22 protein-coding genes, 1 pseudogene and 1 riboswitch are annotated in these 24,605 nt (G+C 49.4%); of the genes and pseudogenes, 5 read left to right on the top strand and 18 right to left on the bottom strand.

Annotated features, from left to right (window positions below):
* Positions 1 to 315: pseudogene (locus V7Z69_RS07765) on the top strand (prephenate dehydratase); the annotation flags it as partial.
* Here V7Z69_RS07765 and trpA read toward each other — a convergent pair.
* The 9 genes from trpA to V7Z69_RS07720 form a co-directional block, all read right to left on the bottom strand.
* On the bottom strand, positions 298 to 1,098 hold the full coding sequence (gene trpA, locus V7Z69_RS07760; protein ID WP_014163955.1) for a tryptophan synthase subunit alpha: 801 nt from the start codon (positions 1,096 to 1,098) through the stop codon (positions 298 to 300). The pseudogene V7Z69_RS07765 and the gene trpA overlap by 18 nt on opposite strands.
* Positions 1,095 to 2,285: a tryptophan synthase subunit beta gene (gene trpB, locus V7Z69_RS07755; protein WP_334139469.1), complete on the bottom strand. Its 1,191-nt coding sequence runs from the start codon at positions 2,283 to 2,285 to the stop codon at positions 1,095 to 1,097. The genes trpA and trpB overlap by 4 nt, the downstream gene beginning before the upstream one ends.
* Positions 2,278 to 2,919: a phosphoribosylanthranilate isomerase gene (locus V7Z69_RS07750; RefSeq protein WP_014163957.1), complete on the bottom strand. Its 642-nt coding sequence runs from the start codon at positions 2,917 to 2,919 to the stop codon at positions 2,278 to 2,280. Before V7Z69_RS07750 ends, trpB begins: the two co-directional genes overlap by 8 nt.
* 2 nt (positions 2,920 to 2,921) lie before the next feature.
* Positions 2,922 to 3,674 carry an indole-3-glycerol phosphate synthase TrpC gene (locus V7Z69_RS07745; RefSeq protein WP_014163958.1) on the bottom strand — a complete coding sequence of 251 codons (753 nt, stop codon included), beginning with the start codon at positions 3,672 to 3,674 and terminating at the stop codon, positions 2,922 to 2,924.
* Positions 3,671 to 4,699, bottom strand: a complete 1,029-nt coding sequence (gene trpD, locus V7Z69_RS07740) for an anthranilate phosphoribosyltransferase (protein ID WP_014163959.1) — start codon at positions 4,697 to 4,699, stop codon at positions 3,671 to 3,673. Before trpD ends, V7Z69_RS07745 begins: the two co-directional genes overlap by 4 nt.
* The gene (locus tag V7Z69_RS07735) at positions 4,696 to 5,292 is read right to left on the bottom strand and encodes an anthranilate synthase component II (protein WP_334139466.1); all 597 of its coding nucleotides are present in this window, start codon (positions 5,290 to 5,292) and stop codon (positions 4,696 to 4,698) included. Before V7Z69_RS07735 ends, trpD begins: the two co-directional genes overlap by 4 nt.
* Positions 5,293 to 6,816 (bottom strand): anthranilate synthase component I family protein, encoded by a 1,524-nt coding sequence (locus V7Z69_RS07730; protein ID WP_334139464.1) that lies wholly within the window; start codon positions 6,814 to 6,816, stop codon positions 5,293 to 5,295.
* A gap of 269 nt (positions 6,817 to 7,085) precedes the next feature.
* Complete coding sequence (locus V7Z69_RS07725) at positions 7,086 to 9,257, bottom strand: methyl-accepting chemotaxis protein (protein WP_334139463.1); 2,172 nt, start codon at positions 9,255 to 9,257, stop codon at positions 7,086 to 7,088.
* Positions 9,258 to 9,348: 91 nt separating this feature from the next.
* Positions 9,349 to 10,086 carry a substrate-binding periplasmic protein gene (locus V7Z69_RS07720; protein WP_334139461.1) on the bottom strand — a complete coding sequence of 246 codons (738 nt, stop codon included), beginning with the start codon at positions 10,084 to 10,086 and terminating at the stop codon, positions 9,349 to 9,351.
* Between the two features lie 208 nt (positions 10,087 to 10,294).
* On the opposite strand from V7Z69_RS07720, the gene V7Z69_RS07715 reads away from it, so the two are divergent.
* The 4 genes from V7Z69_RS07715 (at position 10,295) to V7Z69_RS07700 (ending at position 15,251) form a co-directional block, all read left to right on the top strand.
* A complete protein-coding gene (locus V7Z69_RS07715) occupies positions 10,295 to 11,254 on the top strand; it encodes an HlyD family secretion protein (protein ID WP_334139460.1) in 960 nt (319 codons plus the stop codon).
* Between the two features lie 137 nt (positions 11,255 to 11,391).
* Positions 11,392 to 12,942, top strand: a complete 1,551-nt coding sequence (locus V7Z69_RS07710; protein WP_334139459.1) for a DHA2 family efflux MFS transporter permease subunit — start codon at positions 11,392 to 11,394, stop codon at positions 12,940 to 12,942.
* 43 nt (positions 12,943 to 12,985) lie between these two features.
* Positions 12,986 to 13,081, top strand: a riboswitch (TPP riboswitch).
* Positions 13,082 to 13,171: 90 nt separating this feature from the next.
* Positions 13,172 to 14,449, top strand: coding sequence for a phosphomethylpyrimidine synthase ThiC (thiC, locus tag V7Z69_RS07705; RefSeq protein WP_334139456.1), 1,278 nt, complete (start codon positions 13,172 to 13,174; stop codon positions 14,447 to 14,449).
* 22 nt (positions 14,450 to 14,471) lie between these two features.
* A complete protein-coding gene (locus V7Z69_RS07700) occupies positions 14,472 to 15,251 on the top strand; it encodes a sulfide-dependent adenosine diphosphate thiazole synthase (protein ID WP_334139454.1) in 780 nt (259 codons plus the stop codon).
* Between the two features lie 56 nt (positions 15,252 to 15,307).
* Here the strand turns inward: V7Z69_RS07700 and nhaC are convergent, their stop codons facing one another.
* The 9 genes from nhaC to V7Z69_RS07655 form a co-directional block, all read right to left on the bottom strand.
* Positions 15,308 to 16,780, bottom strand: coding sequence for a Na+/H+ antiporter NhaC (nhaC, locus tag V7Z69_RS07695; protein WP_334139474.1), 1,473 nt, complete (start codon positions 16,778 to 16,780; stop codon positions 15,308 to 15,310).
* 62 nt (positions 16,781 to 16,842) lie between these two features.
* Positions 16,843 to 17,271 (bottom strand): PilZ domain-containing protein, encoded by a 429-nt coding sequence (locus V7Z69_RS07690; protein ID WP_014163968.1) that lies wholly within the window; start codon positions 17,269 to 17,271, stop codon positions 16,843 to 16,845.
* Positions 17,272 to 17,347: 76 nt separating this feature from the next.
* Positions 17,348 to 18,649 (bottom strand): GGDEF domain-containing response regulator, encoded by a 1,302-nt coding sequence (locus tag V7Z69_RS07685; RefSeq protein WP_334139473.1) that lies wholly within the window; start codon positions 18,647 to 18,649, stop codon positions 17,348 to 17,350.
* 43 nt (positions 18,650 to 18,692) lie between these two features.
* Positions 18,693 to 20,105, bottom strand: a complete 1,413-nt coding sequence (locus V7Z69_RS07680; RefSeq protein ID WP_334139453.1) for a diguanylate cyclase — start codon at positions 20,103 to 20,105, stop codon at positions 18,693 to 18,695.
* Positions 20,106 to 20,138: 33 nt separating this feature from the next.
* Positions 20,139 to 20,858 (bottom strand): B3/B4 domain-containing protein, encoded by a 720-nt coding sequence (locus V7Z69_RS07675; RefSeq protein WP_334139452.1) that lies wholly within the window; start codon positions 20,856 to 20,858, stop codon positions 20,139 to 20,141.
* A gap of 100 nt (positions 20,859 to 20,958) precedes the next feature.
* Entirely contained in the window at positions 20,959 to 22,314 is a 1,356-nt protein-coding gene (locus V7Z69_RS07670) for a hypothetical protein (protein ID WP_334139451.1), read from the bottom strand.
* Positions 22,315 to 22,362: 48 nt separating this feature from the next.
* On the bottom strand, positions 22,363 to 23,556 hold the full coding sequence (locus tag V7Z69_RS07665) for an NAD(P)-dependent malic enzyme (RefSeq protein WP_334139471.1): 1,194 nt from the start codon (positions 23,554 to 23,556) through the stop codon (positions 22,363 to 22,365).
* A gap of 42 nt (positions 23,557 to 23,598) precedes the next feature.
* Positions 23,599 to 24,117 (bottom strand): nitroreductase family protein, encoded by a 519-nt coding sequence (locus V7Z69_RS07660; protein WP_334139449.1) that lies wholly within the window; start codon positions 24,115 to 24,117, stop codon positions 23,599 to 23,601.
* A gap of 86 nt (positions 24,118 to 24,203) precedes the next feature.
* A partial coding sequence (locus V7Z69_RS07655; RefSeq protein ID WP_334139447.1) for a GNVR domain-containing protein occupies positions 24,204 to 24,605 on the bottom strand: 402 nt, incomplete at its 5' end.

The raw sequence follows: 24,605 nt of genomic DNA, 5'->3' as shown, positions 1-24,605 counted from the left end.
AGATTCTGGCTCATATCCAAAGGACAAAACCCAACAAAACCCCTCAAAGGCATGAACAAGGCCTCTATCCTTTTCACCGTGGCTCACAAGCCTGGTTCGCTCTTTTACGCCCTCGAGCCGGTGAAGGACGCAGGGCTGAACATGATGTTCATCCAATCCCGTCCCCTTACCAGCAACCCATTTGAGTACCTCTTCTTCGTGGATATAGAACTGGACCCCCAAGGCGAGAAAGCCCTGGAGGCCCTAAAAGAAATGGAGAAAAGATGTTTCAGCTTCAGGATCTTGGGGATATACCCCTCATTCAAAAGCCGCTGAGTCCAGTGCTTTCCTGAGGCTCGAAGTGAAGGCCCTGACCTTTTCTTCAAGGGCATGTACGTCCTTTTGGCTTTCCTCTATCAACCTGACCAAGGCACTCCCTACTACCACACCGTCAGCCAGGACCGCGGCATCCTTGGCCTTCTTTTGATCGTCGATCCCAAACCCCAAGGCCAGAGGAATTTTTATGTGGCGCCTTACCCTTCCTATGTACTCGTCCAGGTTCTTTGCCGGCCCCCTCTTGTCTCCGGTTATGCCAAACAAGGAGACACAGTACACAAACCCTCTGGCAAAGGTCGCCATCCTTGATATCCGTTCCTCCTGGGTATTTGGCGCGACCATCAATATCCCGTCCACTCCCTCGTCCTCCAGGGCCCTATAAAACGAAGGGTCTTCATCGAAAGGAAGGTCAGGGACTATGACACCTGCTACCCCTGCATCCTTTGCCTCGGAGGCAAAGCGCTGCAGGCCATACTGCAGAATTGGATTGTAGTATCCCATCAAAACCAGTGGAACCTTCACCCTTGAAGCATTTTCCCGAAGGGTCTTCAATACCCCTTCCAGGGTGACTCCCCTCTCCAGGGCTCGCTTGGAGGCCATCTGAATGATCGGCCCATCCGCCTGAGGGTCCGAAAAAGGAACGCCCACCTCCACTATGTCCGCTCCACTTTCCTGCAGCACCTCTATAAGACGCACCGTCTCCTCCAAGGAAGGATCACCAGCAGTAATGTAGGGTATCAATGCTTTCCTCTTGGCAAAAGCCTCCTGCAATCTCATCATCATATGGAAACACCACCTTTCAGCAGATAAGGCCTCACTGAGGACATATCCTTGTCTCCCCTTCCCGAAAGGCACACCACAACCAAGGCATCCTCCCCCAAAAGGGGCGCCCTCTTTATGGCTTCAGCCAATGCATGGGAGCTTTCCAGGGCCGGGATTATCCCCTCAAGCTTGCTTAGAAGCTCAAAGGCCTCAAGAGCCTCATGGTCCGTAACAGAAGTGTACTCCACTCGCCCTGAGTCTTTTAGGTAGCTGTGTTCCGGCCCCACCCCGGGATAATCCAGCCCCGCGGAAATTGAGTAGGCCACCTGCACCTGTCCATATGGGTCCTGGAGCAGGTAGGACCTGCTTCCGTGCAGGACTCCCACCTTCCCTGCCGTGAGGGTACAGGCGTGGCGACCCGTGGATAAGCCCTGACCCGCAGCCTCCACACCTACCATCCCAACGTGCTCGTCCTCAAGAAAGGGATGGAAGAACCCTATTGAGTTGCTTCCTCCACCTACGCAAGCTATTAGTACATCGGGAAGCCTTCCCTCGGCCTCCAATATCTGAGACTTTGTCTCCTCGCCTATCACTCTCTGGAAATCTCTTACTATAGTGGGATAAGGATGAGGCCCTACTACCGACCCTATGACATAATACGTGTCTTTGACGTTGGTTACCCAATCCCTTATCGCCTCGTTGGTGGCGTCCTTCAGCGTCTGGCTGCCTGAGGTTACTGGCACCACCTCTGCTCCCAAAAGCCTCATTTTCTCCACGTTCAACGCCTGGCGCTCCATGTCCTCGGCGCCCATATAAACGTGGCATTCAAGGCCCTCCCTGGCGGAGGCCGTGGCCACTGCAACTCCGTGCTGGCCCGCTCCGGTTTCAGCTATTATCCGCTTCTTGCCCATCCGTTTGGCCAAAAGGACCTGGCCCAAGGCGTTGTTTATCTTATGAGCCCCCGTGTGGTTCAAGTCCTCCCGTTTGAGATATACCCTTCGATCCAACCTTTCCGAGAGGCGTTCAGCAAAATAAAGAGGTGTGGGCCTGCCGCAGTAGGTTTTAAGGAGCCTTTTTAGCTCCTCATTGAAGGAACTGTCGCGCCTTACCTCTTGGTACATTTTCTCCAACTCATCCAGGGCTGGTATCAAGGTCTCAGGCACATACCGGCCACCGAAATCTCCAAAATACCCTCTTCTGTCACTCATCTTTTCTCCCCTCCATCTTAGTCAACTGGTAGCTTCTTATAATCCTTATCGTCTCTTCCATGAGACGGTGGTCCTTAACACCTGGAGATATCTCCAGTCGGCTGTTCAAGTCCACGCCGCAGGGTTTTACTTTTTCAATAGCATTCAATACGTTCCCCGGTCCAAGTCCCCCTGCCAAAATAAAGGGTTTCCTCATCCTTTCGTGCTCGACTCTTTCCCAACGAAAGGGCTTTCCCGTCCCTCCTGCTTTGGCTTTTGCTGAGTCCAACAGAAAAAAATCTGCAACGTTCCTGTATTTCTCAAAATCCGCTCTTTCTCCCTCAGCAAAGGAAAAGGCCTTTATCACCTTCACTGGCAATCCCTCAAGAAGGCTTGGATCTTCCTTTCCGTGAAATTGGATGGCGTCAAAAATACCGCAGGAAATCACTTTCATTAAAAATGTTTCCTCGGGATCCGCCACCACGGCCACTACGCTCACGAAAGGAAAGACACCCTCGGTCAAACGCCTTGCATCGTCAAGGGTTACCTGCCTTGGGCTGGGGGCTAGAATAAAACCCAAAGCGTCGAACCCAAGCTCCAGGGCCTTCAAAACGTCCTCTTTTCTTTTCAACCCGCAAAGCTTGACTCTCACCATGGCTATCGGGTCCTTTCCACTATTTCCCTTATCCTGTCCTGGGGGTCTTGGGCCTCCACAAGATAAGTCCCCACCAAAAGGGCATCCACGCCGCAGCTTGCCAAAAAGAGAGCATCTTCCAGGGAGGAAATCCCGCTTTCTGAGACCATTTTTCGCTTCAGGGGATTCTCAAGCTTTCGCGCCAAATCCATCATCCTTTGAGTCACCCTAAGATCTATGGAAAAGTCCTTTAGGTTTCTGTTGTTGATTCCTATTATTCTCGCAGGAGTGTCCATGGCTCTTTTCAATTCATCGGGGGTATGAACCTCCAACAAAACTTCAAGGCCCAGCTCCAGCGCCTTTTCCACCATCATGGAAAGCTTTTTCCCCTCTAAAAGGGAAGCTATAAGAAGCACGGCATCAGCTCCCAAAAACAAGCTCTCGTAAAGTTGAAGGGGATCTATTATGAAATCCTTCCGCAGAAGGGGAACGGGAGAAATGGCACTCAGCTGTCTCAAGGTCTCGTTAGAACCTCCAAAGAAGTTCCCTTCAGTTACCACCGATACCGCCACAGCCCCTCCCTCCACGTACTTTTGGAACCTGGCTTCGGGCGTTAAAGTCCTTTCTATGACTCCCCTGCTGGGAGATGCCTTTTTGATCTCCGCTATGACCGCAAGCCCCCTGGCAGACGAAATGGCTTCTTTCAAAGAACGGCGAGGAGCTTTCATCCTCTTAATCTCAGCCTTTTTGGCTTCCACTATTCTTGAAAGGGTCATATGGCTTCCTCCCTTCTCGCTTCCCTCGTAAAGGCCCTGAGTTCAAAAAGAAGCTTATATGCCTTTCCGTTTGAGATTACGTCTCTGGCCAAGAACGCTCCCTCCCTCAAAGAGGGGGTTACTCCGGCCGTGAAGAAAGCCGCTGCCGCATTGAACACCACAGCCTCCACCAGGGGACCTCCTTCTCCTCTCAGCACACCTTCCATGAGGGCGGCGTTTCCTTTGGCATCCTGGCCAGCAAGAAGGTCGTTGCTCTTTTTCTCAAGCCCTACATCTTCTGGTCCTATCTCCCCTTCTTCCAATCTCCCTCGCTCTACGAAGCAAACCTTGTTGGGTCCTTCAAGGGAAAATTCATCTATGTTACCAAAGCCGCAGACCACCAGAGCCCTCTCCACACCCAAGCCCGCAAGGGCCTCGGCCATGGGCCTCACCAGGTGGGGCGAATAAACACCTAAAACCTGAAACCTAACCCTGGCGGGGTTCGTGAGAGGCCCTAATATGTTAAATATGGTTCTAACTCCCAAGGCCTTCCTTATCGGAGCTACGTTCCTCATAGCCTCATGAAAGTAGGGGGCATAGATGAACCCGAAGTTGGTCCTTTCTATGCATTGAGCCACCAAGGATGGATCATCAAAAATGCCCACTCCAAGCTCCTCCAGCACATCCGCACTCCCGCACTTGCTCGAGATGGCCCTGTTGCCGTGCTTCGCAACAGCTACCCCCCCTGCTGCCGTCACCAAAGCCGCTGCGGTGGATATATTGAAGGTTCCCTTTCCATCCCCGCCAGTGCCCACTATGTCTATCAGGATCTCTTTTTTTACATTCAGGCCTTTGGCCTTTCCTCTCATCACCTCCGCAGCGGCCCTTATCTCCTCTGGGGTCTCCCCCTTGACCCGCAAGGCCGCAAGGAACGCCGCTACCTGTATTGGAGGTGCCGCTCCCTCCATTATGGCGTCCATGACGTCCTTCATCTCCAAGTAGTCGAGGTTTTTCCTCTCCAAAACCTTCTCAATGGTCATCTTCATCTCTGCTCAACTCCTCTTCTCAGATGTTCTTTTGCTATCTTGTGAAAATTCCTCAATATCTTCTCTCCGTGATCGGTCATGATTGATTCAGGGTGAAACTGAACGCCGTACACTGGAAAGGATGTGTGCTGAATGGCCATTATGGTACCGTCCAAGGTGGTTGCTACGACCTTCAGCTCCCTGGGCAGGGAGGTCTCTTCCACCACAAGGGAATGGTACCTGGTAGCCCTGAAGGGAGATGGAAGGCCCTCCAATACTCCTTCTCCGCGGTGGTATATCTCCGAGGTCTTTCCATGGAAGGGCACCTCTCCCCTTATTACCCTACCGCCAAAGACCTCTGCTATGGCCTGGTGTCCCAAGCACACCCCCAGGATGGGTATAACTCCTGCAAAAGCCCTTATTACTTCCTTGGATATCCCCGATTCATCAGGGGTCCCCGGACCGGGAGAGATAACTATGCCGTCCGGTTGAATATCCTTTATTTCCTCGCATTGAATTTCATCGTTTCTATAAGTCCGCACAGTATCTATTAGGGAAAGGTACTGCACCAGGTTGTAGGTAAAGGAATCGTAGTTGTCTATGACCAAAATCACCTAGGCCACCCCCTTTGTTCTTTGGCCTTCCAGTATCTTGATTAGGGCCTTGGCCTTGTTCTTGGTCTCCTCGTACTCCCTCTCAGGCAATGAATCGTAGACTATGCCTGCACCAGCCTGAACGTGCAGCCTTTCTCCCTCCTGAAGAAACGTCCTTATGGCAATGCACATGTCCATGTCTTGGCCAAATCCTATATATCCCACTGCTCCGGCATAGGGCCCCCTGGCTTCAGGCTCCAGCTCCTCTATGATCTCCATGGCCTTGATCTTGGGAGCTCCGGATACGGTCCCAGCGGGGAAAGCGCTCTTCAGGATCTCGAGGGGAAAGCAGCCCTCTCGCTTGATGCCTTCCACGTTGGAGACGATGTGCATTACCTTGGAGTACTTCTCTATCCCCATAAGCTCCGTTACCTTGACCGTGCCAGGCACACAGACCCTTCCCAAGTCGTTCCTGGCAAGATCCACCAGCATCAGATGTTCTGCCCTCTCCTTCTCATCGGACAGAAGGTCATCTTCCAAGTGCCTGTCCTCAGTGGGACACCTTCCTCTCCTCCTGGTTCCAGCCAAGGGCCTTGTGGTGACTTTGCTGCCCTCAACTCGGACCAAGACCTCCGGCGAAGAGCCAATTAGCCTAAAGTCCTTTAAATCCAGCAGAAACATGTAAGGGGAGGGGTTGGCCGACTTCAATGCCTGATAAAGAGTCAAAGGGTTAACCTTCGCCTGGGCTGTGAACCTTTGGGATAGGACCACCTGACATATATCTCCAGAACGTATTCTCTCCTTTGCCTCCTCCACCATGGAAAGGAAGCAAGATTCGGTCATGTTAGAGCGAAACGTTGCCGCTATCTCCGTAGGGTCCTCGAACTTCATGGTAAACCTTGGCTCTGAGATCTTTCTTTCGAGTTCCTCCAGCGAAAGCACTCCTTCATCGTAGAGGGTCTTTTTTTCCGCTGAAGTCGCTTCTTCTGGGATTCTAACCGTCTCTATCAAGAAGATCCTTTCATATAGGTGGTCTATGGCCACTACAGAACGAAAAGCCATCATCATAGCTTCCGGGAATGGACTTTCCTTCAGTTTCCTTTCGGGATCCTGATGGAAAAGTTTCTCCCAGTGCTGAACCATTTCATAACCCAAATAGCCCGCAAGACCTCCTGGGAAGGGGGGTAGGCCCTCGAAAAGCTCGTTTTTATGGCTTGATATATACTCCTCAATAGCTTTGTCGAACAGCTCCGGCCCGCCACTTCGCAACAGATTACCTTTAGGCCCCTTCTCCCTGAACGTGCCTTTAGCCAAGGCGAAAATCCGTTCTGGCCTTGCTGCCACGAAGGAGAACCTTCCCTCGTGGGGCCTTGAAATTCCGCTCTCGAAAAGGAGGGAAAAGTTCCCTTTCCCAGCGACCCGGCGGTATATATCAAAAGGACTGTTCCTTCCGAAGGGCATTTCCCTCACCAGGGGCACTGCATTGAAACAATGGCTATACTTTTCAAACTCCACAAAACTGACCTCTTTTCTCAAACTCTTCATACCTCGTCTACCTCCTTTTTCTCCCCTTGACTTCAAAATAAGAGGGGAGAGGCTCTTCAAGGCCTCTCCCCTCTTTGATTACAGCTAAAACTCAAGCAAAACAAAAGGGCCTTGAAGAGAATCCCAAAAGGGATCCGCCTCCAAGGCCCTAAGCTCTATTTATTTACATCGCTTCAGGCTCTTGGGGGCAGACCGCGAAAGTCTGCCACCACCAATTGCGTAACGACGCTTTTTTAATGCTCAACTATCTTTCCTCCTGCAAAATGATTTTACGAGATGTTAGCACCTTCCTTTTCCTCCGTCAAGTGTTCTTCCTCTTCAAGTTCCTCCTGCACCTTCGCTTTTTCCTCTACTTTGAACCTGTTGAGCATAACTTCGAGTTTATCGGCATTCGCCATAAGGGTTTGTGCTTCTTCAGCCACTTGCATAGCTTTCTCGTTAGTGGAAACAGAGGAGGATTCTATTCCTTCCACTTTCTCGACCAGCTGGTTGTTAGCCAAAGTTATCTGCTCAACGGCTTCAGCGATTTCGTGACTTGCAGCCGCCTGCTTTTGGGCAAAGGCAGCCATGGAATGTATGGCCTCATCGATGGAATGGATGTGTTCCAGAACAGACTCAATGTTGTTCTGGACCTCAGCAGCTCTTTGTGCAGTGGTTTTAAGCTCCCCGACCGATGCCATAACTGCGTCAGCAGAATTTCTACTCTCCACACGGAGAACTTCCACCAAATCGCTTATCTCCTTAGCTGCTTTGTTGGAGTTTTCGGCCAGCTTTCTTACCTCGTCTGCGACGACGGCAAAGCTCCTACCATGTTCTCCGGCCCTGGCAGCTTCTATGGCAGCGTTCAGAGCCAGTAAGTTAGTCTGATCAGCGATAGTACTTATGGTGCTAACGAAGGATGTTATCTTCTCAACGGAATCCACCAATTTCTCTATGGCCTTGGCGTTGAGTTCCGCATCCTCTGAAGTCTTGTACACAGCCTGTATTACGCTCTTAACCTGTCCTGTGGCATCCTCACCAATCTTGCGCGTCTTGTCCGAAAGGTCCGCCGCTTCTGCCGCAGACTCCGCAACTTTCTTGGAGCCACTAGTGACCTCCTCTATGCTCGCGTTGGTCTCTTCCAACGAAGCTGCATTGTTTTCCGCAAGTTCTGCAAGATCCTTTACCGCCCTTTGTATAACTTCCATGGCCTCATTCACTGAATCGGACAACCTTGCAAGCTCATCTGCTCCGTGTTTGTTGTTTTTCACCTCATCTTTTATGGCTTCTATGATCTGCTTTTGGTTGGTGATCATTTTTTCCATTTCCACAGCTACTTCGTATATCTCATCGCGGAAGGGGAAGGAGTACCCCCCCAAAGACACCGTGAGATCTCCGGAACCAGCCTTTTGAGCCATGTCCGAAAGGTTGCGGAGAGGTTTCTTTATGCTTCTGGTGATCAAGAAAGAGACCACCAAACCTAATAATATTACGACCAAGGTCACCACTAAGCTCAATTTGAGGCTTTGAGAAAGGCGCACCATTATATTTAAAGCAACTTCATTGACTTTCTTCAGAGTCTCCTTGTTCACATCATCAACTAGCTTGTTGGTCTTCTCCGCTCTATCCTCCAAATCTTGGGCTATGCTCTGAAGGGCCTCCCAACTTGCTACCAAGTCTTCTACCGCCTTTTTGTATGAGCCTATGGCCTCAATCACCTTTTCCAAGTTCTTTTTGCTGGAAAGAACGTAGGTGTCTTTCTTGATGGCCCCCACTTCGTCTTGAACCTTGGTCAACCTTGAGAGCAAAGCCTTTACCTCGCTGTCGCTCCGAGTTAACTGAGCTTTATATATGTCCATTCCCACGCTCTCCATTTCCCTCAACAGGTCCATGGCCTTATTGATTTTCCCCATGCGCTTCATTACAGCTGCAACGCCAAGTTCAAATTCTATCTCGTTTTTTAGCTCCTCTCTCTCTCCTGCTAAGTATGCCCTCATGTTTTCCCTAACCGTAGATAAAGCCTTTTCGGTTTCTGCGCGGCTATCCTTTATACTCTCCATGGCTCTTCCTATCTTCCTGGCCGCGTTCTTGAGAGAACTTATAGCGCTTGTAGCCACATGAGCTCCTTGCTCTAGCTCTCCCATATCACTCCTTGCGGTTGCCATCTTCATGGCCCGATGGACAAGGGCTTCTGCTTCTTTTAATTTTTCATCACCTTTTAGAAGGTAATCCTTTTCGCCAACCAGGGCATACTTGGAGTAGTAGGAGGAACCCTCCAGCAACTTTTGCCCAATATCGGAAGTAAGGTTTATTTCGGCAAACCTCTGCTTTACCAGATCCTCAGTAGAGTATTGAATTTCCTGAAAGTTCTTCCAGGAAAAGAAAGTGGCGACGGCAAATATAGCCACTACCGCCAAAAGGCTCCCCGCAATTCTCGAACCTATTTTAGTGTTTTTGAACAATCCCTTTCCCTCCCTTAAAACGCATTGCGGCAGCCAAGATCGCCCAAGGATAAGATGCTTTCACCATTTGACAATCTTGGTCCTTCAGCACCTACTTGAACCACTTTTCGAATAGTTCCTTCCTGTTTTTCTTTACCACCTCATCTATGACTGCCTTGAGCTCGGGAGTGTTTTTAGGCATTGCCACTCCATATCGCTCTCTCGTAAACTTTTCATCCAGCAACCTGAAACGTGGGTCCTTTTTGACCTTGTACTGCAGGAACCCTCCATCGTACACCATTGCATCGGCTTCGCCGTTCAATAACTTCTCGTATCCCTCGTCCACGCTGCTTACCAATACAACCTGGTCAGTCAATTGAGACGCCACCTCTTCACAAACGGAGTCCTTCAATGCCGCCACTTTACGCCCCTTTAGTTGATCAGGTGACTGAACCGGAGAATCTTTCGGCAATATCACCATCTGGCCACTCATGAAATACCAGTCGGAAAAGTCACATACCTTGGCCCTCTCTTCCGTTATGGTTATAGCGCCCATGGCGATATCAAAGTCGCTCCAATCATAGTTGGGATCCCAAGCTTTCGTTATATTTTCCCAACCAGGCAAACTAATCTCCAGCTTTACACCTATCGCTTCTGCTATAGCGTTGGCCATATCCACTTCTAAGCCTTTGAGCTGCCCTTCCTCTTCGTAGCAAAATGGCTCGGTGACGTCCAAAGCTACCTTGATTACTCCCCTATCCTGGATTTCCTTGAGAGTCGCACCATAAACCTGCGAAACCATCAATAAAGACAAAAACACTACACACAGAACAGACAACACCTTCCTCACAACTTACACCTCCAGCTGCAATATTCATCTGCAAAATCCAATGGAAAGTATAAGAGGCACATTTTGTGCATTCAATTTTTTCTTATTAGTTTCTGCAAATATTTGGTTTCATCAAGACCTTTATGATTTATTGCCTTATTTGTGATATTCTTCATTACGAAATAATCTCTCACCAAGAACTTATTACGTCCAAAACGGAGGTATAAAAATGGATAAGGAAACCACCCAGCAAAACGTTACAAAAGAAGACGACAAAAGAAAAACTTCAAAGAAACGAATAGTCATAATACTTGGATTTTTAATCGCTCTTTTCGGAGCAGCAGTATATGGGGTCCCCAAGGCCATATACGGATTCAAACACGAAAGCACCGATGACGCCTTCGTTGAAGGGACCATAGTCTACGTTTCCCCGGAGGTTACAGGAAGGATAGTCAACGTCCTGGTGGACAAAAACCAGAAGGTCAAAAAGGGTGACGTGCTCATGGAGATAGATTCCGCTGACTACAATGCTGCTGTTAAAAGGGCCCAATCGGACCTTTATTCCATACTGGCCGAAAAGGAGGCCCTAGACGCCCAGATCAAGCAGGCCCAAGGCAAGCTTGCCCAAGCGGAGGCCGCGGTGGAAGCTGCAGAGGCAGAGCATGACCTGGCCCAAAAGGACCTTTCACGGTACAAAGGGCTCCTTGAGGAGGAAGTGATCCCTCAAGCCCAATTCGATCAAGTAAAGGCCCGCTCGAAAGCTTCTTCCGCCAAGCTTGCGGAAGCAAAACAAATGGTGAAAGAGGCCCAGGCATTAATAGAAAGCATCAAGAAACAAAAGAAAGTCCTGGAGTTCGAAGCAAAAGAAGCCCAGGCCGCCCTAGAAGAGGCCAAGCTGGATCTGCAGCGAACCAAAGTGCTTTCTCCGATCGATGGAACCATAGCGAAAAAACAGGCTGAGGTAGGCAACCTTGCCGTTGCGGGCCAGCCTGCCTTCGCCATCGTTCAAGAAGGCCCCATATGGATCACCGCCAACTTCAAGGAAACCCAGACCGAGAAGATGAAAGTCGGCCAGGATGTGGATATAAAAGTGGACGCATATCCGGGCTTGACGTTAAAAGGCCACGTGGAGAGCTTCCAGCCTGGAACAGGAGCAGTATTCAGCCTGCTTCCTCCGGAGAACGCCTAGGGTAACTTCGTGAAAGTAGTTCAACGGGTACCGGTGAGGATAGCTATCGACTCTCCCATGGACCCTGAGCACCCCCTAAGACCGGGGCTTTCCGTGGTGGCTCCCGTCAAAGTCAAGTGAGGATGGTTTTGGTGTAAATGTCTTATGAACCACGAAACAAATGGCTCGTAACCTTTACTGTCATATTGGGCACCTTCATAGCGGCGCTGGACAGCAGCATTGTGAACGTTGCCATGCCCTCCATGAGGGGTACCCTAGGGGCATCCACCAGCGAGATAACCTGGGTGGCCACTGCATATATGCTCGCAAATGTAGTTGTAATGCCTTCCATAGCCTTCCTGAGCTCAAGGTTTGGAAGGGCAAGGTACTTTTTCTGGAGCGTAGTGCTCTTCGGGATAGGATCAGTAATGTGTGGCCTTGCCAGAAGCCTTTCGTTCATGATCTTTTCCCGGGTGCTTCAGGGAATTGGAGGGGGAGCTTTAATTCCCATATCCCAGGCCATAATCCGCGAGACCTTCCCCCCGGAGGAGCATGGAAAGGCCATGGGCATCTTCGGCATGGGGGTTATCCTGGGCCCAGCCATAGGCCCCACCCTTGGTGGATGGCTCACCGACACGTACTCCTGGCCCTGGATATTCTACATCAACGTTCCAGCCATAATAGCCAGCATGATCCTCATACCGATGTTCATAAAGGACCCCCCGTACCTCAAAAGAACCAAAGGCTACGTAGACGCCTTAGGGTTGGTTTCCATGACCATAGGATTATCGTGCCTCCAGATAATGTTGGAGAAAGGACAAGAGCACAACTGGTTTCAATCTGCCTTCATAGTAAAATTGTCATTGGTCTCCTTCTTTGCCTTGGCCTTCTTCGTATGGTGGGAGCTCAGGGTGAAGGAACCTGCAGTCAACTTACGGGTGCTCAAGAACATCCCCCTAGCCACAGGAACATCCATATCCACCTTCCTGGGCATGGGATTATTCGGTAGCCTTTTCCTGCTGCCCCTTTTCGTACAGGAGATAAGGGGATATCCTGTGGTGGACTCAGGGATAGCCATGCTTCCTAGAAGCCTGACCATGGCCCTAACCATGCCATTGGCCGGCCGTTTCTACCAGAAACTTGGCCCAAGGAAGATGCTTCTTGCAGGGGTTGGCCTGTGCAGCGTTTCTTTCTTTTTCATGGCAAGACTCACAGTGGAAACCAGCGTGAAGGACCTCTTTATCCCTCAGTTAATCCAGGGTTTGGGTTTCGGCATAATCTTCGTATCCCTAAGCACCGCTTCCCTTGCCACAGTGGACGAAAAGGACATGAACGCCGCTACGGGACTTTTCAACCTGGTAAGGACCATATTCGGAAGCGTGGGCATCGCACTGGCTGCCACGTACCTTGAAAGGGCAACCATCACTGCCAGGGCCGTCCTGGCGGAGAATCTTACTATAACCAGTCCTAAAACGTCCATATGGCTCGAAAAAGTGACTTCTGGGCTCACCTCCCAGGGAATACCAGAGAGCGTGGCCCATCAAAAGGCCCTGGCGCTTTTGGAGAGACTCTTAACCCAACAGGCTGCAGTCATAGGATACAACTACGTTTTCATGCTCGGGGTCTTCCTCTTCGCTGCATGCATCCCATTGGTGTTTTTGTTTCGATCACCCAAAGGAGGGAAGGAAATAAGAAGCTTAATGGAATGATTTGACAAAAGGCTCCTCAAGTGATAAACCTTTAATCGATTACCAGAGGCCATGGGGGCGCCCCAAAAACGGGGCTGAGAAGGTACCCCTTGAACCTGATCCAGGTAATACTGGCGGAGGGAATGGCAAGAAAAGGGAAACAACTCCTCTGCCGCCGTGGGCGGCTTTTTCTTTTCTTTCTTTTCCTTTTCACTTGCCCCTCCACCGAAAAGATGAAGGAGGGAAGAGCATGTCAAAGACCCAACTGGAAAGCGCCAAGGCTGGGATAGTCACCAAGGAGATGGTGGAAGCATCCCAGGGCGAAGAACTTACCCCAGAGGAGATACGAGATTACATCGCCAATGGCTGGGTGGTCATACCCAAGAACAAAAACAGATCAGTCAAAAACGTAAAGGCCATAGGAAAGGGACTTCGAACCAAGGTAAACGCCAACCTAGGAACCAGCGATGAAAAGGCAGATCTTGACTTCGAAAAAAGGAAATTGGAAGCGGCCATCAAAGCTGGAACAGACTCCGTAATGGACCTTTCAACTGGAGGGGACCTTAATAAAGCAAGGGAGTTCTTTCTGGAGAACTCTCCTGTCATGGTGGGAGCCGTTCCCATATACGGCATTGCCTCAGAGATGGCCAGAAAAGGCCGCAATGTGGAGGAAATGACCGAGGAGATGATATTCGACTCCATCGAACAACAGTGCCTCCAGGGAGTGGACTACATAACGGTTCACTGTGGCGTCACCCAGGAAACCGCTGCTCGCCTGAAGTACGCGGAACGCATAATGCCCTGCGTCAGCAGAGGTGGCTCTATAACTCTTCGTTGGATGAGGAAGAACAAAAAGGAAAACCCCTTGTATGAACACTTTGATGAACTTTTGAAGATTGCCCACAAATACGACGTGACACTGAGCCTGGGGGACGGCTTCAGGCCAGGAACGGTGCTCGATGCCATAGATGGGCCTCAGATAAGCGAACTTTTGATCCTTGGGGAACTTGCCAAACGAGCCAGGGAAAAAGGCGTCCAGGTGATAATAGAAGGCCCGGGCCACGTACCCCTGGAGCACATAAAGCCTCACGTAAGACTCGAGAAAAAGCTGTGCAACGAAGCCCCGTTCTACGTGTTGGGCCCCCTTCCGACGGATATAGCACCGGGATACGACCACATAACAGCAGCCATTGGAGGAGCCGTAGCAGCCGCAGCAGGGGTGGACTTCTTGTGTTACGTGACCCCGGCGGAACATCTTGGGCTGCCCGATGAAAAGGACGTATATCTTGGCGTGATGGCTGCAAGGATCGCTGCGCACGTAGGGGATGTTTCAAAGGGTATCAAAAGCGCCATAGAAAGGGACAGGGCCATGTCCGTAGCAAGGCAAAACCTAAACTGGGAGGAAATGGCAAGACAAGCCCTGGATGGAGAACTTTTAAGGTGTAGGGCTCACATTGCCCAAGACAAGGAGGCCTGCACCATGTGTGGGAAGCTTTGCGCAGTAAAGTTAAGCCGTACAGAAGACTGAAACCCAAAAGGAGGATGGACAAATGAAGCTGGACGAAAAGATTATCTCAAAGGCAATTATAACCAGGTACTATCAGAAGATACTGAGCCATCTCCAGGTGGACGTAGCCATAGTTGGAGGAGGTCCCTCCGGCCTTGTCGCAGGCTACTATCTTGCAAAGGAAGGGCACCGCGTTGCACTATTTGAGCGCAAGCTGAGCGTTGGAGGAGGCATGTGGGGAGGAGGAATGCTCTTCAATGAAATAGTCGTGCAGGAGGACGCAAAGGAGATCCTGGAGGAGTTTGGTGTGCAAGTCCAACCGTGGGAAGATGCTGGATACTACACTGCGGATGCCATAGAGAGCGTATGCTCCATAACTAGCAAGGCCATCCAAGCAGGACTTACTGTCTTCAACTGCATAAGCGCAGAAGATGTCTCCGTTGAAGGTGACCGCATCACGGGGTTGGTCATCAATTGGACTCCCGTAGAGATGTCGGGGCTTCATGTGGATCCCCTTTCAATAGGGGCTTCCTTCGTTATAGATGCTACAGGACACGACACCGAGGTAGTGCACATGGTGGCCAAGAAAGCTCCTGGCAAACTTATGACCCCCTCTGGAGACATCGAAGGAGAGAAGTTCATGTGCCCCGACGAAGCGGAAAAGAAGACCGTCGAAAACACCAAGGAAGTCTTCCCAGGTCTCTATGTTGCCGGCATGGCGTGCAACGCTACCTTCGGCGGCCCCAGGATGGGTCCCATATTCGGAGGCATGCTACTTTCTGGCCGAAAGGTAGCCGCACTAATATCACAACGTTTAAAATAGCAAAAAAATAGAAAAGGCCGGCAATTAGCCGGCCCTTTTCTATATTTGCTGATTATTTAGTCCTTTTTATAGAAGATTCCTATGCCGAAGAACGTCAAAGCTATGGCCACTATGGGGTTGAGCCAGTTTAGCACTGCGTAGGGTGCGTAGGAAAAGGCATTTACTCCGAGCATGGCTGACATGTAGCCGCCACAGGCCGTCCAAGGTATCAGAGGAGACGTAAGGGTTCCACAGTCCTCCAAGGTCCTGGAAAGCATCCTAGGGGCAAGGTTCAACCTGTCGAAGGCCGGCTTGAACATACGGCCCGGAACCACAATGCCCAAGAACTGGTCTCCAAGGAAGAGGTTACCAAATAGACTGGAGAAGATAGTAGTGGTTATAAGCCCTGTGACGTTGTTTATTATCCTGCTCAGGGCGTTAAGAAGGCTTTCCAAGTAGCCGCACCTTTCCATGATGCCGCCGAAACTCAAAGCGCAGATTATCAAGGAAATGGTCCACATCATGTGGTCCAGTCCGCCTCTGGTCAAAAGCTTGTCCACAGCTTCTACGCCGGTGGAGGATTCATATCCATAGTGGGCAGCAGTGATGAGGTCTGCCGCTGATGCTCCCTGATAGACCACAGCAACTATCACTCCTGCCAAGGTTCCCAGGATAAGCCCCGGTATCGCAGGAAATTTCTTGGCAGCCAGCAATATTACAAGGACAGGGGGAAGCAAGGTCATGAGATTCAGATTGAACTGGCTTGCCAGAGTGGTCCTTATAGTCTCAACGGCCTGTGCATCCACCGTCTGGCCATGAAATTTCATGCTCATGAAAGTATAAACGGCTATTACGATCAAATAGGTTGGCAAGGTTGTCCAGAGCATCGCCCTTATGTGATCGAAAAGCTCTCCTCCTGCGACGGCAGGCGCCAGGTTCGTGGTATCCGAAAGGGGGGACATTTTATCACCAAAGTAAGCCCCAGAGACTATCACTCCTGCAGTGATGGGGGCAGGAATTCCAAGGCCCGATCCGATTCCCATCAAAGCCACTCCTATAGTTCCCGCGGTGGTCCATGAGCTTCCAGTAGCAAGAGAGACAACGGAACACGACAGAAGAGCCGCTACGAGGAAGATCTTGGGAGAGAGGATCCTGAGGCCATAATAGATCAAGGCTGGCACGGTTCCGCTCTGGATCCAAACACCGACTACCACACCCACCATCATGAGTATCACGATGGGCAAGAGAGCCAAAGAAATGCCGTTGAGCATTCCCTCCTGAAGATCGTCCCACTTCTTTCCTAGAAAGAGCATGCCGCAAAGGGCAGATATGATGGCTGCAATGAGGATAGGGATATGGGCATCCACTTTCAACTTGAGGACGGAAAAACCAATGACGAAGGCTGAGATAGCGATAACCGCTGCTGACAAACCTACTGGGGGCAGCTTCTTTTCATTCTGCTTCTGGTACTCCAAAACTTCCACCTCCAATATACTATGTACAGTATACTGGCGCGCCGGAGGTATGATATCAGAATCACAATGTCCCATCAACCCTCCCTTTGGGAAGGCGACGGGACATTTTGCCTTTTACGCTTTAATTATTGAATTTTTTAAAGATTTTCTTGGCTTTTCTCTTTCTGAGAATTTTGCTCCAGCTTGGTCCACATAAACACCTTGAGTATTTCGTTCTTCTTTTCCAACGGTAGCTCTCCGAAGTTCACCCCTGCCTCAACCATCTTTACTCCATCAGGAGTTTCCTCTTTAGTCACCCAGGCCAACTTTCCAACGTAAACCTTGTCTTCGCCCTTCGCGTGAAACTTTACCGCGCAGACCTCACCTTGCTCACCTTTCACTATGGTCTCGTCGTTTTTAAAGCGAACATGCGCCCCTCCAAAACTTATATCCATGACTTGGGCCTCTATCCAAGGGCCTGAAGGAGAAGGGCCAACGCTTGCCTTGGTTTCGAAGGGCGCACGGGCATACCTTCGCTTTTTAGAGGGATCTTCCACACTGGGTTTATTCATATCCTCTGACACCATTCGGACCACTCCTCACCGTTACAGATAGCTTTATTCTATATTAACAAAAAACGCCATCTACACCACCGTACTTATACTAATAAATTGCATATCTTACGCAATTTCTGCCCTCATTTTTAGCCTTGTATAGAGCTTCATCTGCTCTTTTTATCAAATCTTTGCCCGATTCCCCTTCAAGGAAAGCTGTAACGCCAAAACTGGCAGTACAGTTGCCATCGAAGGGCATATCTTCCTGTTCTATTTTCTTTCTTAACTCCTCCGCTAAAAAAACGGCCTTTTCCAACGTTGTCCCAGGCAAAATAACTAAGAACTCTTCCCCACCCCAACGTCCCAAAGTATCAATCTTACGAATCCTCCTCTTTACTACATCCGTCACCCTTTTAAGCACTTCGTCCCCTATATCATGGCCAAACTCATCGTTTACACGTTTGAAATGATCTAAGTCAAACATTATCACAGAGAAAACAGTCCTCATCCGCTTGGAACGTTCCATTTCTTCCTGTAGCCTTTGTTCCGTGTACCTTCGATTATATGCTCCAGTGAGGGGATCTGTTATGGAAAGATATAACAATTTTTCCTGTAGCTCTTTATGCTTGGTCACATCTTTACCTGCTACAACATAGTAGGATCTTTCCTCTATTTTCAACAAAGAAAAGGTCATATCCACAAAGATCGGCCTTTCTTCCCTTTTATGCTTAAATTTTACTTCTAGTTCCTTCCCTTCAAGGTGCTTTGAATATTCCAGTTCTCCACTTTTTACTTCGTCTCCAGATGTCACATCCAGAATCCATTCGGGTTCCAGCAAAGAAAACAAACCCTTTCCTCGGGCTTCTCTGTTGGTATAACCAAATATCTTTTCCGCTGCAGGATTTAAAAACAAAACTCTTCCCGCTTGGTCTAACAACAATATTCCATCTTTAACGATGTTCACTATGGCCCTCAGAGTGGCTTCCTTTTCCTTCAGTTTAAGCCTGGTTTCATGAAGCTTAAGGGCCATATTTACATTGGAAAGAAGAGATACGCCCTCCGTGCCCTTGGGTATGTATCCGTAAGCTCCTGAGCTATTTATTCTCACCAAAGTTTTGGGATCTGTACTTGATGTTAGAAAGAGTATCGGAATATCTCTAACCTTTAGGATCTCCTGTGCGGTTTTGATTCCGTCGAGCTGCCCACTTAGGACAACATCCATTAAAACTATAGCTATATCTTTATCTTCGAAAACTCTCTTTATGGCTTCTTCTCCAGAGGGAACCGTAATTACGATGAAAGCATCCTTTGGCAGCAGGTTCTCAACGATCCTGACATAAAAAGGAGTATCTTCTACAAGTAGCACCTTTTTTATTATTTGGCCTCTGGTTTCACGCTCAACTTCTATCATCCTATCCACCGTCTTTATGCCTCATCCAAAAAATCAAAAATCCCTATGTATCAACACCAACCAAAACCTCTACCCTGTTTTTACCCTGAGCTTTGGCTCTGTATAGGGCCCTATCCGCCCGCTCAAGAAGGCTGGAAGCTGTATCGTTCTCCTGGTATTCCGCAACTCCGAAACTTGCGGAGATCTCTATTCCCTCACATACGCTTATCTCTTGTAATTTCTTCCTTATGCGCTCTGCACACGCAGCGGCATCATGAATACTTGCCCCTGGAAGGATTATCAAAAACTCTTCCCCACCGTACCTGAAAGCCAAGTCGCTCACTCGAAGACAGTCTTTAATTACTAGCCCAAACTTCGACAAGATCTCGTCCCCCACCTTGTGACCGTAAGTATCATTTAAATCCTTGAAGTTATCAAGATCGGCCATAATTATTGAAAAATGCTGATCCTTTGCCCTCTCTATGTATCGTTCCAGTATGGTTTCCATTTCATGTCTAGACCTCAGTCCAGTCAGAGGATCCACCCTGAAGTACTCTATGAAACGACTTACCGCATCAGCTATATTTCCTATCTCTCCTCTTTTTCTTGCATAGCCGCTAATCTGGTCTGGGTCCTTATCCAATAAAGCTTTTCCCATATCCTTTAAGGGCTTGATGAACCTAAAGTAAACATACCCAATGATCAATAGGCCAAAGAAAATACTGGTCCCAAAAGCTATAAGAGAAAGGCTTACTAGAAGCTCCTTGCCCACAGAAAGCAAGGGATCAAACTTCCTCAACACCAAATAACCCACTGGTTTTCCATGGTCGCCCCTGAGGGGCACCGAAATAAGCCCCAGCTGGGGCTCAGGCTCTTTTGCCGCTAAGGTCACAGAACAATCGGTCAAAAGAGCCAATCGTCCTAAATAATGAGCGTCTATAACTTTTATCACAAACAGATACCCCTGAGGAACACTCCTGCGCTCCACATCCCTTGATGGTTGAATTGGAGCAATATAATACAAGGCAGTATTGTCGCCGAACGTTCCATAAAAATTCTTAAACTCAGGCTTTTTGAAGTTTAACTTCCTTATGTATCCTTCAAGCAGGGCATCAGTTGCTACGCCGTCTTGAAATATTACTTTCCCGCTTCTATTCACCACCGCTATCCCATCAACCACATACTGAGAAAGCAAACTATCCAGGGCAATGTTATCCGCAGCCCAAAGTTGGTCTTCAGTGGAAAGAAATTCCACCATCTCGTCCCACCAAGAATAATCTTTGGCCACGAAGTCATATACGTTGTTTACCTCCTCCAGGACTACCCCTATGTTTTCCTGTAGAGTCCTATGTCGTTCAGAGGCCATATGGTTGAATTGACTCCAAATAGCTGCACAAACTACCAATATAATTAAGGTCTCCAACGCTAAAATGGAAAAAAGGAATATCAAAGACCTGCGCAAGAAAGAGTACTTCATGGCTAACTCCTGACATCGCCAGCCACGAGAAGGCTAAAATTCAATATCAAGCCACCTCTTTTCCGGCGAAAGTAACCACACGTCAACTTCACCGCCGCACTTGGACTTCACCAGTTCGGCAACTTCAAAAGCCGCTCTTCGGTGCTCCTCTTGAGGGACGACGTCCATCATGGCGTCTATATTTATGGCCACAACCTTAGTTTCGGGCGTTATCTTGCTTGAATCGCCGTTCTTCCAGCACCAGCCTCTGCAGAAAACATCTTTGGTGCCCGTATCGTAAAGGATTATCTCCCCAGGTGCAGGGGTTTCTGTTTCTTGGGGTTTACCAAGGGGGTTGTATGTCTCATCACCTGCGGCTTGCCCCAAAAGCAAGGTACCCCTGACGACGCTCAGGTCATCTCCTCCACAAGGCACTATATACTTTAAGCTTACGATATTGAATATGCAAACCAACTTGTTGACAAAGGGCAGATCCTTGCCAGATCTGACCCGCTTCACAAGGTTCGCTATGGATGGGGGGAACCTGTTGGGGTTCAAATTCATGTCCTCGAAGACCTTTCTCCAAACCAAAATTCTGGGGTGCTCCTTGTAGTTTGAAAGATCCTCACAGCTTCTCACAGCCTGCTCTTTTTCCCTGAGCATCCCTTCCAGCTCTTCGTCCTTCCCTGAATTGTCGACTCCTTTGGCCAGTACTACGTAGCGCCTGTAATTGGGGTATGATTCGAACACCTCTTTTGCTATCTCTATCCTCAACAGCCCTCACTCCCTCTAGCTTTTCACTATCCTAATATCAACAATTGAATGAATTATATATAAAAAAATCTACTTCTTACAACCCTTTTGCAATGACACCTCAATGGGGCAGATGGGATTGTATGTTCTCCACGTGGCGCCTAATGCTCTCCTGGAGTTTGTCTACGTTTTTTTCTATGGCATCTGCGCTGTTTCTAATGGTCCCAACCTTAGTCAGGATATCGGAGGCCCTCTCCAAGGCCTTGATTATGTTCTCCATCTCGCTTCTTATGTAGCCTTCGTCTATGGCCTTCTTCTCCTCCTCCCTTACCCTCGTGGCAATCATCGCTCGGGCTATCCTGTAGGCCGCCTCCAAAAATATGACAGACCTTTCTGAAGCAAGAGCCTCTTCATCCACCGTGACCACGAAATCGCTACCCATCCTGTAGAAGTCCCCCACTTCCGGAGGCTCATACCCCTTGCAGAAGACAAAAATTCCTATGTCTGCTCCCCTGTTCTTCTTTGCCCTGTCCAGCTCGTCCTTTATCTTCCTCAGGTTGTACCCTGAGGCCTTTTTGGCCTCGAAGACTAGCACTTTGCCAGGAGCGGCCGAATCTTCACCTAAACATACCACGTAGTCTCCTACTTTCTCATAAGCTACCAATCCCTTGGATCCTGAGACGTTCTCCGACCAATCCCCAAGCTCTCTGGCAAGCCGGGCCAATCGCTCATAAAGGGCATCTTCAAAATCTCTACCCTTGGCAGTACCCCTTTGGGCCTCCTCCATCCTCCCCTTTTCCCTCTCCAAAAGAGCTAGGATGGAAGCATATTGTTCAGACGCCTTTTTATCGAACCTCTCCAGCTCTTCCCTTATGGACCGTTTAAGGCGGCTCAATGAACTGTTCTCGTCGTCCAAGGAGAAGGCCCCCAGTACCTGCCGAGAGTTTTCTTTAATTATCTCCTCAACAACTGACTCTACCCTCGCTATTAGCCCCTCTCTGTTGGCGGGATCCATCTGTCTTCCCAGGAAACTTTCGGGCCCTACTTGGCGCTTAAGCACCTCGGAAAGCCTTCCTCTCTCCATGTCGAAATACTCCTCCATGGCCCTGGCAAGACTCCCGTTCTCTCCAAAATAACGTTCAAGGCACAGGGGGACAGAACCTCCCTCTGCCTTGAAGTACTGCTCCAGCTTCGTCCTGATTTCTTCCTTGAAATCTGAGATTGCCCCGTTTATATCCTCTTCGACCTGACGAAACTTTTCTTCCACCACCCTGGTGTCCAAGGAGGGCGAAGCCGATTGAATGGCTATAACGCCAACCTTCAGCGCGTCCAGGGCCTTTTCACACCTTACCTCCTCTGGAAACTGCTCCAAGTACTCCAAAACAACCCTTTCGGTTATCTCCAAGGTCAAAGTCAACTTCTCCATCCTGTCCTCCTCAGCTTCCTTTAACACAGAGCGGCCATTTGCATGTTCCATCAATGGCCGCTCCAGTTGACTAGAAATATTTCAATAAGATTTTTTACTCTATTCCAACGGCAACCGTGCCACGCCGCTTTTGCAGGCCGCTTCCGCAACAGCTTTTGCGACAGCAGGGACCACTCGAGGATCCAAGGCACTTGGGATTATGTACTCTGGTGACAACTCCTCATCTGAAACCAATTCAGCCAGGGCCTTTGTCGCCGCAAGTTTCATCTCTTCATTTATGGCTCTTGCTCTTACATCCAAGGCCCCTCTGAAAATCCCCGGAAAACCTAGGCAGTTGTTTATCTGGTTGGGGAAGTCGCTCCTGCCCGTGGCAACCACGGCCGCCCCAGCCTCTTTGGCCTCATCGGGGAATACCTCCGGCGTGGGGTTCGCCATGGCAAAAATTATGGGGTCCTTGTTCATGGAACGCACCATATCCTGGGTCAAAAGTCCAGGACCAGAAAGCCCCAAGAACACGTCGGCACCCTTTATTACGTCCTTCAGGGCCCCCTTTTCTTTGCCAGGGTTGGTCTTTTTTGCTATCTCTTCTTTAGCAGGGTTCATGTGCTCCTTTCTTCCCTCATAGATGGAACCAGACCTGTCGCACAATATTACGTTCCTTGCCCCTGCAGATAAAAGGAAAAAGGCTATGGCTGTGCCCGCTGCTCCCGCTCCCGTCATGACAATCTTTACATCCTCCAATTTCTTCTCCACTATCTTCAGAGCATTATAAAGCCCTGCAAGAGCTATGACGGCCGTTCCGTGCTGATCATCGTGGAATACAGGAATATCCAGCCTCTCTTGAAGTTTCCTCTCTATCTCAAAACATCTGGGGGCTGAGATATCCTCCAGGTTTATACCCCCAAAAGAGGAAGCTATTTTAGCAGTGATATCCACTATCTCATCAGGGTCCTTGGAATCAATGCATATAGGAAAGGCATCTATGCCCGCAAAACGCTTGAAAAGCACTGCCTTGCCCTCCATCACTGGAAGGGCAGCGTCTGGACCTATGTCACCAAGCCCCAAGACGGCGGTGCCGTCAGTTATCACCGCTACCATGTTGCCCTTGGATGTAACTTCGAATATGGAGGAAGGATCTCTCTCTATCTCCCTGCATGGCTCTGCGACTCCAGGCGTGTAAACCAAAGAAAGGTCCTCCATGGTCTCAACGGACATCTTGCTCTCCACACTTATTTTGCCCTTGTACTCCCGGTGAAGCCTAAGGGCCTCTGCGTATACCTTGTCCTTGTTCATCATGATTTCGTGTAGGCCTCCTGTATGTTTTAGTCCCACTATCTAGAATCTTTCCGTATGTATCTTATGGTAGGGCAGCTCCCCTTTAGGTATGGGCTTTTTCTCCTCGGCTGGATATCCTACCGCCAAGATACACAACACCCTGTACGGTTCAGGTATGCCCAAGAGGCCTCTGACGTAATCCTCGGCGGAAAGCTCTGGCGAATGATCCCGGTTGCGTATCTGGATCCAGCATGAGCCAAGGCCTATGGAGGTAGCCACAAGCTGGCCTATCATGGCGGCAAGGGATGCATCCTCCACCCATACGTTGGTGGTTTGTTCGTTTCCCATGACGACTATCGCAAGGGGCGCTCCTGCCAAGAAACTTGAGCTTGCTCCTCTTACCTGCGCAAGCTTCTTTATGGTTTCGGGGTTCTCAACGAAAACAAACTCCCAGGACTTTAAGTTCTTCGCCGAAGGAGACCGCAGAAGTCCCTCTTTTAGCGTCTCTATCTTCTCGGGCTCTATGGGCCTTTCCTGATATTTTCTTATGCTTCTGCGCTTTCTTAGGATATCCAACATGGCCATTACCTCCCTGGCTTTCCGATGCTTGCTTACTTATGTAAGGCTATTCTATAGCAAAGCAGTCCAGAATACATAAACAAACTTCACGACTTGAAAAATCCCTTCAGTGTGAAGGCCTCCTTTATCAGCTTCACTTTCTCCCTTTCTTCTGGGTCCTCCGAAGCTCTGTGGAAGAACTCCATGAAAAAGGCCAAAAATACACCAATAAAAAGCCCTAATACTACACCCACCGCCAAGAGGAGCTTCTTGTTTGGTTTAAAGGGTTTGTCTGGAACCGGGGCGCTTCCAAGGGAGACAACTGAAACGTTCAATGTCTTTTCCTGAAGGACAGCTTTATCGTACAAAGACTGCAGTCTTTGGTAAAGCATCTGCTGGGCAAACCACTCTTTACGCTTTTTAAGGTATTCAGAAAACACAGCCAAGGAAGCCGAACTTTGGCTGTTGAGGGCGCTTTTCAAGATCGACCCCTCATACTGCTCAAGCTC

This window comes from Thermovirga lienii (assembly GCF_036847465.1).
Taxonomy (GTDB): Bacteria; Synergistota; Synergistia; order Synergistales; family Thermovirgaceae; genus Thermovirga; species Thermovirga lienii.
This window is presented reverse-complemented; position numbering and strand designations above follow the sequence as displayed.